Origin of the sequence: uncultured Nitratireductor sp. (assembly GCF_913053745.1) — a bacterium.
Lineage (GTDB): Bacteria > Pseudomonadota > Alphaproteobacteria > Rhizobiales > Rhizobiaceae > Nitratireductor.
Genome location: NZ_CAJXGF010000016.1, coordinates 1 through 12,430, shown reverse-complemented (window position 1 = coordinate 12,430; position 12,430 = coordinate 1). Strand labels below are relative to the sequence as shown.

At 62.2% G+C, this 12,430-nt stretch carries 11 protein-coding genes and 1 pseudogene; 10 read left to right on the top strand and 2 right to left on the bottom strand.

The features are described 5' to 3' along the window. Positions 1-164 precede the first annotated feature (164 nt). Complete coding sequence (locus QZ638_RS04480) at positions 165-572, top strand: DUF4168 domain-containing protein (RefSeq protein WP_295807411.1); 408 nt, start codon at positions 165-167, stop codon at positions 570-572. Positions 573-613: 41 nt separating this feature from the next. Here QZ638_RS04480 and QZ638_RS04475 read toward each other — a convergent pair whose 3' ends face one another. Then, positions 614-1,288 carry a GntR family transcriptional regulator gene (locus tag QZ638_RS04475; RefSeq protein ID WP_295807410.1) on the bottom strand — a complete coding sequence of 225 codons (675 nt, stop codon included), beginning with the start codon at positions 1,286-1,288 and terminating at the stop codon, positions 614-616. 211 nt (positions 1,289-1,499) lie between these two features. Here QZ638_RS04475 and QZ638_RS04470 point away from each other — a divergent pair, with 211 nt between their 5' ends. From QZ638_RS04470 to QZ638_RS04435, 8 genes are all read left to right on the top strand, one after another. Then, positions 1,500-2,279, top strand: coding sequence for a class II aldolase/adducin family protein (locus QZ638_RS04470; protein ID WP_295807408.1), 780 nt, complete (start codon positions 1,500-1,502; stop codon positions 2,277-2,279). Positions 2,280-2,366: 87 nt separating this feature from the next. Further along, a complete protein-coding gene (locus QZ638_RS04465; protein ID WP_295807406.1) occupies positions 2,367-3,914 on the top strand; it encodes an ABC transporter substrate-binding protein in 1,548 nt (515 codons plus the stop codon). A 76-nt stretch (positions 3,915-3,990) separates the two neighbouring features. Beyond that, positions 3,991-4,959, top strand: a complete 969-nt coding sequence (locus tag QZ638_RS04460) for an ABC transporter permease (protein ID WP_295807403.1) — start codon at positions 3,991-3,993, stop codon at positions 4,957-4,959. Next, the gene (locus QZ638_RS04455; RefSeq protein WP_295807400.1) at positions 4,959-5,798 is read left to right on the top strand and encodes an ABC transporter permease; all 840 of its coding nucleotides are present in this window, start codon (positions 4,959-4,961) and stop codon (positions 5,796-5,798) included. Before QZ638_RS04460 ends, QZ638_RS04455 begins: the two co-directional genes overlap by 1 nt. Positions 5,799-5,807: 9 nt before the next feature. Then, a complete protein-coding gene (locus tag QZ638_RS04450; protein WP_295807397.1) occupies positions 5,808-7,430 on the top strand; it encodes an ABC transporter ATP-binding protein in 1,623 nt (540 codons plus the stop codon). 229 nt (positions 7,431-7,659) lie between these two features. Then, positions 7,660-8,961: an ArgE/DapE family deacylase gene (locus QZ638_RS04445; protein ID WP_295807395.1), complete on the top strand. Its 1,302-nt coding sequence runs from the start codon at positions 7,660-7,662 to the stop codon at positions 8,959-8,961. Continuing rightward, positions 8,954-9,919, top strand: coding sequence for an NAD(P)-dependent oxidoreductase (locus tag QZ638_RS04440; RefSeq protein WP_295807392.1), 966 nt, complete (start codon positions 8,954-8,956; stop codon positions 9,917-9,919). The genes QZ638_RS04445 and QZ638_RS04440 overlap by 8 nt, the downstream gene beginning before the upstream one ends. A gap of 9 nt (positions 9,920-9,928) precedes the next feature. Then, positions 9,929-10,966: a histone deacetylase family protein gene (locus tag QZ638_RS04435; protein WP_295807389.1), complete on the top strand. Its 1,038-nt coding sequence runs from the start codon at positions 9,929-9,931 to the stop codon at positions 10,964-10,966. 60 nt (positions 10,967-11,026) lie between these two features. On the opposite strand, the gene QZ638_RS04430 is transcribed toward QZ638_RS04435, so the two are convergent. Further along, positions 11,027-12,151 carry a Gfo/Idh/MocA family oxidoreductase gene (locus QZ638_RS04430; RefSeq protein WP_295807387.1) on the bottom strand — a complete coding sequence of 375 codons (1,125 nt, stop codon included), beginning with the start codon at positions 12,149-12,151 and terminating at the stop codon, positions 11,027-11,029. An 83-nt stretch (positions 12,152-12,234) separates the two neighbouring features. Between QZ638_RS04430 and QZ638_RS04425 the strand changes: the two are divergent. Continuing rightward, positions 12,235-12,430: pseudogene (locus QZ638_RS04425) on the top strand (RpiR family transcriptional regulator); the annotation flags it as partial.

Here is a 12,430-nt window from a genome sequence, read left to right as displayed (position 1 = left end):
CAACGGACTCATTTTTTGTTTTTTCCGGCAATCCGAATTGATTGGAACAGCGCACCGCTTCCTTCCTTCTCGCCACATTCTTCATGACTGTGGCACCAGGGATGAACCCGGGGTCGGGCATTTCTAAAACCCGTAAGGGCAGATACCCGAAAGGAAGGAGTTCCATGATGATGCTTCGAACACGACTGCGCACAGTTGCCGCCGCATTCGCCATTTCCGCCGGTGCGGCAATGATCTCGCCGGCGCTGGCGCAGGACGCGGTGCCATCGCCGTCACCGGCTCCACAGGCCCAGGCATTCAACGATCAGAAGCTGCAGGCCTTCACGGTCGCCTTTCTCGCCGTGAGCGATGTGAAGGAGCAGTATAGCCAGCGCTTCCGCGATGCGCCCTCGGACAACGAGAAACAGCAGGTCCAGGCGGAGGCCACCCAGCAGATGGAACAGGCCGTCGACCAGACGGAAGGCATTTCCGTTGACGAGTACAACCAGATCATCCAGTCGGCCCAGACCGACGAGGCCCTGGCGCAGAAGCTGAACGGCATGATCGGCAACGCTGCCAAGCCGCAGAACTGAGCCGACACGGCGTTATAAGGCAGGAGATGAAAAGGGCGTCCTCAGGCGCCCTTTTCGAGTTCCTGGAACAGCGCGACAACCGCATCGCGCGCCACGGCGATGTGATATCGCAGAGCCTCGCGCAGCACGGCGCCGTCGCGATTTCTCAGCGCCTCCATGATCGGCTCATGCGTTTCGGCCATGCGCTGCGGATCGTCATAAAGCTTGCCGATCAGGGTAATACCGGCGCGCATTTCCGTGGCCAGCTCATCGTAAACCTTGATCAGGCGCGCATTGCCGCCAGCTTCGCATAGCATGCGGTGAAACGCGAAATCCTCGAAAATCTGGGTCTCGATAGATGCCTGATCGGCCGTTCCGTAAAGGCGGCCCAACTGCTTTTCCAAGGCGACAATGTCGGCTTCGGTCGCCCGTTCGACGGCCAGGGATCCCGCGTGGAGCTCGAGGCCGATACGCAACTCGTAAATGTCGCGCATCTCGGTTGCGCCGAACGTGCGCACGAAGAAACCACGACGCGGCGAGAAGGTGACGAGCCCCTGGCTTTCAAGAAGCCGCGCCGCCTCGCGCACCGGCGCGCGGCTGGTGCCGAACTCACGCGATAATTGCAGTTCCGTCAGCCGCGCACCCGGTTTCAATTGGCCGGTCACGATCGCCTCGGTGATTTGCCGGGCGATCTGTGTGACCAGATCCGTCGTGGACACTTCCGAGAACACGTTCACCGTTGTCGTCCTTGAAATTCTCATTCCAGCGCATTGCCACAAAGGCGCAGCGTCTTCCATGGAAGTATGACACGCCAAATGCCGATTGTCGACAATTGACACTTCGTCGCGCCTGTGCTTGCCTGTTGCGCATACAAACGGCTCTGAGGGGAGCCGAAACGCACAGTCAAATACCGTTCGACGCGTGGGCGGTTCGCGCAGGGAGACATCGATGAACGTTCAATCGCAACCTGTAACCGGGACCGATGCCGAGCAGCCCCGTGAACGCATCGAACTCGCCGCTGCCTATCGGTTGATCGCGCACTACAATCTGGATGACAGCATCTTCACGCACATCTCGGCCCGCGCGCCGGAGGATGAGGGCGAGCATGCCTTTCTCATCAATCCGTTCGGCCTGCGTTTCGACGAGGTGACGGCGTCGAGCCTCGTCACCGTGGATATCGACGGCGATATCCTGCGCGACAATTACGGCGCCGGCATCAACAAGGCGGGCTTCACCATTCATAGCGCGGTGCATGCGGCCCGCCCGGATGTGCACTGCGTGCTGCACACGCATACGGTGGCGGGCGTGGCCATCTCCTCCATGGAAGAGGGCATCCTTCCGCTGAACCAGTGGTCGCTGCAGTTTCACAATCGGCTCGCTTTCCACGACTATGAGGGCATTGCGCTCGATCTGGCGGAGCGCGAGCGGCTTGTGGCCGATCTCGGCGAACGCAATGTCATGATCCTGCGCAATCACGGTCTGCTCACATGCGGCCGCACGGTGGGCGAGGCCTTCGCGCTGATGTTCAACATGGAGCGCGCCTGCCGCGCCCAGCTCGCCATCATGTCGTCCGGTGGAAAGCAGGTCCGCATCGCCGAGGAACTGGCCGAGAAGACCGCCCGTCAATACGAAGGCTGGGACACGCATCACACCGGCAACAAACCCGATCCGCAATGGGACGCCTTCCAGCGCCTCGCCATCAAGCACTATCCCGACCTCGTCGCCTGAGGCGGGAGAAAAGCAAAGCCAACTTTCCGGCACGGTCAAAGGAGAACGGCCTTTCGCCGGGCAGCAAAAAAAAGGGGAACGAAAGCCATGCTGAAACGACTGACGACACTCGCCGCGGCCATGCTGGTCTCGACCGCGCTTCATGCCGAGCCCGTTGAGGGCGGGCGAGCCAATGTGGTGATCCAGCCCGAGCCGCCGAGCCTGATGATGGGCCTGGTGCAGAACGGCCCGACCCAGATGGTCGCCGGCCAGATCTACGAGGGCCTGCTGCGCTACGACGAAAAGCTGCAGCCCATGCCGCAGCTCGCAAAGTCCTGGGAAGTCTCCGAGGACGGCCTGACCTACACGTTCAAACTGCACGACAACATCAAGTGGCATGACGGCGAACCCTTCACGTCCGCCGACGTCGTGTTTTCCGCCGATGTCTTTCTGCGCGAAACCCATGCGCGGCTGCGCACCTCGCTCGAGCATGTGGAATCCATCACCGCGCCGGACGACACGACCGTGGTCTTCAAGCTGAAGCAGCCCTTCGGCCCCTTCCTCGGCATCTTCGAGGCCGGCACGATGCCCATGGTGCCCAAGCACATCTATGAAGGCACGGACTACAAGAACAATCCGGCCAACAACACGCCGATCGGCACCGGCCCGTTCAAGTTCACCGAATGGGAGAAGGGTTCGCACATCCTGCTCACCAAGTTCGAGGACTATTACGAGGAAGGCAAACCGTATCTCGACGAGATCTACTGGCACGTCATTCCCGACGCTGCCTCGCGCGCCGTCGCTTACGAAACCGGCGTGGTCGATATTCTGCCCGGCGGTTCTGTCGAGAATTTCGACGTGCAGCGCATCGCCGACATGGACAACACCTGCATCACCGACAAGGGCTGGGAGTATTTCGGCCCGCTCTCCTGGATGTGGCTGAACAACCGCGAAGGGCCGACCGCCGACAAGCGTTTCCGCCAGGCTGTCATGTACGCAATGGACCGCAACTTCGCCCGCGACGCGCTTTGGAACGGTCTCGGCAAGGTTGCGACCGGCCCCGTCTCCTCGTCCACGCGCTTCTATACCGACGACGTGAACCAGTACGACTACGATCCGGAAAAGGCCAAGGCCCTGCTCGACGAGATGGGCTATGACGGCGAGACGGTGCGTCTTCTGCCGCTGCCTTATGGCGAAACCTGGCAGCGCTGGGCCGAGGCCGTGAAGCAGAATCTCGGCGAGGTCGGCATCAATGTCGAGATCGTTTCCACCGATGTCGCCGGCTGGAACCAGAAGCTGGCCGAGTGGGACTACGACATGGCCTTCACCTACCTGTACCAGTATGGCGATCCGGCACTCGGCGTTGCCCGCAGCTACATTTCCACGAACATCGCCAAAGGTTCGCAGTGGAACAATGTCGAGGGCTACGAGAACACGGAAGTCGACGCGCTCTTCGACAAGGCCGCGGTTGCCGTGACAGCTGAGGAGCGCCAGACGCTCTACACGGAGGCACAGCAGAAACTGGTGGACGACGTGCCGGTCGCCTGGCTGCTCGAGCTCGGCTTCCCGACGATCTATCGCTGCAACGTGAAAGATCTCGTCACCACTGCCATCGGCGTGAACGACGGCTTCAAAGACGCCTATATCGAGAAATAGGCCAACAGCCTGATCCGGATGCGCGGGAAAAACGTCCCGCGCATCCCTGCCTTGGTTCTGATCCTGCAGGGGCTCGATGCTACGCTTCATACTCATGCGCCTGGGCAAGGCGGCGATCATCCTGATCGCCATCCTGACGCTCAACTTCTTCCTGATCCATGCCGCGCCCGGCGATCCCGCTGCGGTGATGGCAGGCGAGGCGGGGGCCGCCGACGCCAAGTTCATCGCGCAATTGCGCGAACAGTTCGGCCTCGACAAGCCGCTGCTGACCCAGCTTGGAATCTACCTCAAGGGCGTGCTGCAGTTCGATCTCGGCTTTTCCTATCGCCAGCAGATGCCGGTGGCCGACCTGATCCTCGACCGGTTGCCCGCCACGCTGCTTCTGACCATGACGGCCTTTGTCATCTCGCTGCTTCTGGGCACGCTGGCCGGCGTTCTCGCCTCCGCGCGGGTCGGCAAATGGTCGGACACGGCGATCTCCACCCTTGCACTGCTTTTCTATGCGACCCCGCTCTACTGGGCGGCACTGATGGCGGTGCTTCTATTCTCCGTCTATTTCAACTGGCTGCCGGGTTTCGGCTACGAAACGGTCGGGGCCAACTATACCGGCTTCCGCCGCGCGCTCGACATCGGCCAGCATCTGATCCTGCCGGCAACCACGCTCGGCCTGTTCTTTATGGCGGTCTATATGCGCATGACGCGTGCCTCCATGCTGGAAGTCAGCCAGCTCGATTTCGTCAAGACGGCGCGCGCCAAGGGGCTGAAATCTTCGATCATCCAGCGCCGCCACATCTTCCGCAACGCCATGCTGCCGGTCGTTACGCTGGCAGGTCTCCAGGCGGGCCAGCTCGTCGGCGGCGCGGTTCTGACCGAGACCGTCTTTGCATGGCCCGGCATCGGCCGGTTGATGTTCGAGGCGCTCGCCCAGCGCGACTACAATCTGCTGCTCGGCGTGTTCTTCGTGTCTGCTGCCATGGTGCTCCTGTTCAACCTCATCACCGACATTCTCTATCGGTTCGTTGACCCAAGAATACGGGTGGCATGATGGCTGATTTCTGGAAACGCTTCGCCCGCAATCGTGGCGCCGTCATCGGTCTTGCCATTCTTGCCGTCGTCATTCTCGTGGCGCTTCTCGCGCCGCTCCTTTTTCCGCAGTCGCCCTGGCGCATGGTGCAGCGGCCCTTCCTGCCGCCCTTTTCCATGGATCAGTATCCGCTCGGAACGGACGCGCTCGGCCGCGACGTCATCTCCGGCCTTGCCTACGGCGCGCAGGTGTCGCTCCTGGTCGGCCTCGTCTCGACGGTCGCGGCCCTTCTGATCGGCATTCCCATCGGGGCGCTTGCCGGCTATTTCGGCGGCTGGGTGGACGACGCGCTGATGCGCTTCACCGAATTCTTCCAGACCGTGCCGAGCTTCGCGCTCGCCATCGTTCTGGTAGCGATCTTTCAGCCTTCGATTGAGTCAATTATCGCGGCAATCGCCATCGTAAGCTGGCCGCCAGTCGCCCGCCTGGTGCGCGGCGAAGTTCTGTCGCTGCGATCGCGCGAATACGTCGAAGCGGCGATCCTTTCGGGCCAGTCAAACCTCACCATCATCCTGCGTCAGGTCCTGCCCAACACGATTTCGCCCATCATCGTGCTGGCCTCGCTGATGGTGGCAACGGCGATCCTTCTGGAATCCTCGCTTTCCTTCCTTGGGCTCGGCGATCCGAACCTGATGTCGTGGGGTTACATGATCGGCGCGGCGCGCACGGTGATCCGGCAGGCCTGGTGGCTTTCCTTCTTCCCCGGTGTCGCCATTCTGCTTACCGTTCTGGCGCTGAACCTGATCGGCGAAGGGCTGAACGATGCGCTCAACCCCCGCCTTGCGCGGCGCGGCAAATAGGAGGGCGCGATGACAGAACCTGTGCTCAGCATCAAGAACCTGAAGATCGCGCTTCCCGAAGGCGCCGACCGCGATTTCGCCGTCAACGACATCTCTTACGATCTCTATGCCGGCGAAATTCTTTGCATTGTCGGCGAATCCGGTTCCGGAAAATCCATGTCTGCCAACGCCACAATGGGACTTCTGCCCGATCTGGTGCGACCGGTGGGCGGCGAGATCATTTTCGAGGACACCGATCTCCTGAAGCTGTCGGAAGCCCAGATGATGGATCTGCGCGGCAAGAAGATCGCCATGATCTTTCAGGAGCCCATGTCGGCGCTGAACCCCCTGATGCGCGTGGAAGATCAAATCGCCGAAGTGTTCGAGGCGCATGGTCTGCTAGCGCCGAAAGAGCGCGCCACGCGCGCCATTGAACTCTTGACGGAAGTGGGCATTCCCGACCCCGAAAAGGCCGCGCGCGCCTACCCGTTCCAGCTTTCCGGCGGCCAGCGGCAGCGCGTGATGATCGCCATGGCGCTGGCGCTCGAACCGCGCATGCTTATCGCCGATGAGCCGACCACCGCGCTCGACGTGACCACGCAGGCGCAGATTCTGGAGCTGATCCGCAATCTGCAGGAAAAGCACGGTATGGCGGTGATGTTCATCACCCATGATTTCGGCGTCGTCGCCGAGATCGCCGACCGCGTGGCGGTGATGCAATATGGCAAGATCGTCGAGGCTGGCACCGCCGACGCGGTTTTGGACAATCCGCAGCATGAGTACACGCAAAAGCTGATCGCGGCGATCCCGAAACTTGCCGCCGAGGCGAGCGAGGAAACGGCGGGCAAGACGCCGATCCTCGAAGTGGAAGGGCTCAACAAGACCTATGTGACCGGCGGCGGTCTGCTCTTTTCCAAGCCGCGTATCGTTCATGCGGTCAACGATGTGAACCTGACGCTCAGCGAAGGCGAGACGCTGGGCATTGTCGGCGAATCCGGCTCGGGCAAATCGAGTGTCGGGCGCTGCCTCGTGCGGCTGATGCAGCCCGACTCCGGAACGGTGAAGCTGGCCGGGCACGACATGGCGCAACTCTCCGGCGAGGCGCTGCGCGAGGCGCGCAAGTCGATCCAGATGATCTTTCAGGATCCCTATGCCTCGCTCAACCCGCGCTCCAAGGTGGGCCGCATCATCGCCGAGGGACCGATGGCGCATGGGGTTTCCAAGCAGGAAGCCTATGCGCGCGCGGTGAAACTTCTGGAACTGGTGGACCTCGATGCGCTCGCCATCGACCGTTATCCGCACGAGTTTTCCGGCGGGCAGCGCCAACGCATCGGCATTGCCCGCGCTCTGGCGCTGGAGCCGCGCGTAATCATTGCCGATGAGGCGGTTTCGGCGCTCGACGTTTCCATTCAGGCGCAGGTGCTCGATTTGCTGGCGGAGCTGAAGGAGCGGCTCAATCTGGCTCTGATCTTCATTACGCACGATCTGCGGGTTGCGGCCCAGATCTGCGACCGCATCGCCGTGATGCAGAAGGGCAGGGTGGTGGAATTGGGGCCGGCGCACGCCATCTTCAACAATCCTCAGAGCGACTACACGCGCACCCTGATCGAAGCCATTCCCGGCCGCGAGAAGGAGCTGGCGGCGGCGGGGTGACGCGGTGACGACTGGAGCTCATTTCAGCGCGGTGCGTGCCCATTCCCTCGCCCTTCGACAAGCTCAGGATGAGGGAAGGGGCATGGAGAGGCTGGTGTCTGTAGTATCGCATATCCAAACGCTCGTGCATCCGCCGTTCGCCCTCATCCTGAGCTTGTCGAAGGGCGAGGGCGGGATGACGCGCGCCATCGCTCGCCACTCTCAACACTAATCCGTAGGAACCACCAATTTGGACGAACAACTGGCACAGAGAATCCTCGCAGCTGTCGAGGAAGGCTTTGAGGAACAGATCGGCTTCACCGAAGAGCTGATCCGCTTTCCCTCGCTGCGCGGAAAGGAAAAACCCGCACAGGAATTCGTGCACAAGGCGCTCGAAGCGCGTGGCTATGCGGTGGAAACCTTCCATATCGATGAAGACAAGATCAAGGATCATCCGGGCTTTTCGCCCGTGGCCGTCGACTATTCCGACGCGGTGAACGTGATCGCCACCCACGAGCCGCGTGAAAACAGAGGCCGGTCGCTGATCCTGAACGGTCATATGGATGTGGTGCCGGAAGGCCCGCACGACATGTGGGAGGTTTCGCCGCCCTATGAGCCGAAGCGCGAGGGCGACTGGCTTTACGGACGCGGCGGCGGTGACATGAAGGCCGGCATCGCGGCCAATATTTTCGCACTCGACGCGCTGCGCCGCATCGGCCTGCAACCGGCGGCGAAAGTGCATGTGCAGAGCGTGGTGGAGGAAGAATGCACCGGCAATGGCGCGCTCGCCTGCCTGGTGGAAGGCTATACGGCAGATGCCGCCATCATTCCCGAGCCGGAAGACGAAATGCTGGTGCGCGCCAACACGGGCGTTTTGTGGTTCGAGGTGAATGTATCGGGCCACCCGGTGCATGTGCGCGAGGCGGGCACCGGCGCCAACGCCATCGAGGCGAGCTTCCGCGTAATCGAAAGCCTGAAACGCCTGACCGCGGAATGGAACGCCGAGAAGGCGAACTATCCCTATTTCGAGGAACTCGATCACCCGATCAATTTCAATGTCGGCAAGATCGAGGGTGGCGACTGGGCCTCCACCGTGGCGGCGTGGTGCAAGCTCTCCTGCCGCATCGCCATCTATCCCGGCGACGACCCGAAGGACCGGGCAGCGCAGATCGAGGCGCATCTGGCGCGCGAACTGGCCGATGATCCCTTTCTCGGAAACCGTCCGCCCGAGTTGATCTGGAACGGATTTTTCGCGCGCGGCTATGTGCTGGAGGAAGGGACCGATGCCGAAAAGGCGCTGGCCGAAGCGCACCGCGCGGCGACCGCGAGCGAACTGAAAAGTTTCGTCACGCCGGGCTATCTCGATGCGCGGGTCTTCGTGATCTATGCGGGCATGCCGTGCCTTGTTTATGGCCCGATCACCGAGAACATCCACGGTTTCGACGAGCGCGTGAGCCTTTCCTCCATCAAGCGGGTGACGGGCGCGATCGCGCTTTTCATCGCCGACTGGTGCGGGGTGGAACCCATCGAGACGGAGGCTGCACATGGCTGACGGGCAAGTGATCGAGGGCGTTTATCTGAGCACCGCCTTCGATCTTCACGCGCTTTATGGCCATGCGCTGGCACCGCATGCAGGCACGATACGCCTGCGCCATCCGCATGAGATCGACGATCCTTCGGCGATCCGTTTTGCCCTCAGCTGGCGGCCGGCGGATGATGCGTTTGACCCTTATCCGAATCTGCGGCTTGCGCATTCCATTGCGGCGGGTGTCGACAGCATCATCAACTGCCCGAGCCTGCCGAAGGACGCGCTGGTGGCGCGCGTGCGCGACCCGGACCAGGGCGACATGCTGGCAGGCTTCGCGGCATGGCATGTGATCTGGCATCACCGCAACATGCGCCACCACATCGTGCATGAGGCTAAGCACGAATGGGCGCGGCTCATCCCGTCCATCATGAAGCCGCCGCGCGAGACGCCGGCGGGCATTCTGGGTTTCGGCCTGATGGGGCGGGCCATTGCCCGTGCGGTGACGGCCATGGGGTTTCCGGTGGTGGCTGCCGCGCGAAGCGCGCCCAGGGAGACGCTGCCCGGCGTGCGCTTCGAGAGCGGGGAAGGAGCCGCTCAGCGCGTTGCGGAACAGGCCGCCATCCTGATCAACGTTCTGCCGCTGACGCGAGAGACACGCGGGCTGCTTAATCTCGATTTCTTCAACCGCATGCCTGAAGGCGCCGCACTCATCCAGCTTGGGCGGGGCGAACATCTGATCGAGGCCGATCTTGTGCGCGCGCTCGACAGCGGGCGCATCGTCTCTGCCTCGCTCGACGTTTTCGACGTGGAGCCATTGCCGAAAGAACACCCCTTCTGGGCGGATGAGCGCATTCTCATCACGCCGCATCAGGCGGGTGATTGCTCGCCGCACACCATGGCCGAACAGCTTTCCCGCGCCGCACAGGCTGTGGTGGCGGGAGAAATACCGGAAACGGTGGTCGACAGAGCCAACGGATATTGAAGGACGACAATGAAAGCCATTTTCGACGAACGCCAATTGCGGCACACGCCGGAGCGCTATTTCCGGCGCGGGGCCTATATGCCCCATCCCGAACAGGCAGAACGGGCGATCCTGATCCGCGACATGCTCATCAGAAACGATTTTCCGATCGAAACCCCGCGCGATTTCGGCGACGGGCCGATCAAGGCGGTGCACGACCCGGATTATGTGGATTTCTGGAAGGACGCATATCGGCGCTGGCGCGCCGAGGCGCCGGATCAGGAGCCCATTCCGAACTGCCATCCCGGCCCGCGCAGGGGACGGCCGTCCTCCTCGGTTTTCGGCCAGCTCGGCTGGTGGGCGACCGACACGTCGGTTCCGCTGACGGAAGGCACATGGGATGCCGTCTACTGGTCGGCGCAAACCGCGCTTGAAACCGCCGAGCGCGTAAAGGAAGGCGAGCGCATGGTCTATGGCCTGTGCCGACCGCCGGGGCATCATGCGCTTTCCAATGCGTCGAACGGCTTCTGCCTCTTCAACAACGCGGCCATCGCCGCGCAAAGCCTGCGCGAACGTTTCGGCAAGGTGGCGGTGCTCGACATCGACACGCATACGGGCAATGGCACGCTCGACATTTTCTATGATCGCGGCGACGTTTTCGTCTGCTCGCTGCACACGGACCCCGACCTCTACCCGACCTATTATCTCGGCTATGAGGACGAGCGCGGCGAGGGCGAAGGCGAGGGGGCGACGCTCAATCTCTGCCTGAAACCCGGTTCGGATACGGAAACGATCCTTGGCCGCTTCCGCGAAGGGCTTTCGGCCATCACCGCGTTTGGCGCGGAGGCGCTGGTGATTTCGCTCGGGCTCGACATGGCTGCGGACGATCCGCTCTCGGAAGTCGAGCTTTCCGGCGAGGGCTTCGCCACCATGGCGCGCGAAATCGCGGCTCTGGGGCTACCCACGGCGTTGATACAAGAGGGCGGCTATCTCGGCCCGTCGCTCTCGAAAAACGCGGAGATCTTTCTCACCGCCAGCCGCGACGCGCTGGCGGGCGAGATGGCCTGAGACCGGCAGTTCTCATCCCGGCCGGCCAGTGCTTGCGGCCGGGATGAGAACAGCGGCGGCCTATTCCCGCACTGTCACCCGCCGCCCCTCGCGCGCCGACAAGGCAATGGCGTGGATGACCTTTTCGAATTCCAGCGCCTCCGCGAAGTCCGGCCCAATGCGCGCTCCGCCAACGATCTCGCGCAGGAACGTACCGGCCTCCAGAACCTTTAGATCGTTGAAGCCGAGCTGGTGCCCGGGTGCCGGGCAGAATGCGCCATAGGCGCCATGTGCGGGCCCGGTGAGGATCGTCCGAAACCCCTGCTCTTCCGCAGGCCCCTCGTTGCGATAAAGCTGAAGCTCGTTCATGCGCTCCTGCTCGAACACGATCATGCCCGTTGTGCCATGCACTTCGAAACCGAGCCTGTTCTTGCGGCCCCAGGCCGAGCGTGAGGTTGAAAGCACTCCTTGCGCACCGCCGGCGAAACGCACCAGCGCCGACGCCACATCCTCGTTCTCTACCGTGCCGCGCCCGCTTCCATTGGACAGTGGACGCGTCTTATGGATCGTCTGCATGTCGGCAATCAGGCTTTCGACCGGCCCCATCAGCCCATAAGCCATGGAAACCAGATGGCAGCCGAGATCGCCGAGCGCGCCAAGCCCCGCGTCTTCGATGCGCGCGCGCCACGTCCAGGCGATCTCGGGATCGGCCTGATAATCCTCGTCCACGAATCCGCGAAAATGCACTGGCGTACCGATGGCGTTATCCGCGATCAGCTTTCGCGCATGCTCGAACGCCGGGTTCTTGATGTAATTGTAGCCGACCATGGTTCTAACGCCAGCCTTGCGCGCTGCTTCCGCCATGATGCGGGCCTCGTCCAGTGTCAGGCCCATGGGCTTTTCACAATAGACATGTTTGCCGGCTTCAATAGCTGCCAGCGCCATCTCGCAATGCATGCGGTTTGGCGTGGTAATGGAAACGATGTCCACTGCGGGATCGCACACCAGCGCGCGCCAGTCATCGGTGGCACGGGCAAAGCCGAACTGTCCGGCCATCTGCTTTGCCCGCTCGGCCGGCATATCGCAGAGAAGCTCGAGCCGCGCTGCAGGCACGTCTCCCAGCACCGCCCTGGCGGCGCGAAAGGCAAGCGCGTGGGCTTTGCCCATGAATCCCGTGCCGATCAGGCCGATGCCGATATCGCGCATGGAAATTCTCCTCCACTATTGGAATTTTTATTCCAATTGCGTAAGGTCGTCCGCACCATCTTGTCAAGCCAGAGGGGACGGGCATGTCAGAGCTTTCCGCGCCGGAGACGATCGAGGAACTGCTCGACCGGATGCTCGACGTCTCCGACGGCCTGCCGAAGCGGCTGAAGCAGTGCGCCGACTATGTCGCCGCCAATCCTGACCGCATTGCGGTTTCAACGGTGGCCGAAATGGCCGATGGTGCCGGTGTCAAACCTTCTGCCTTCATGCGCTTCTGCC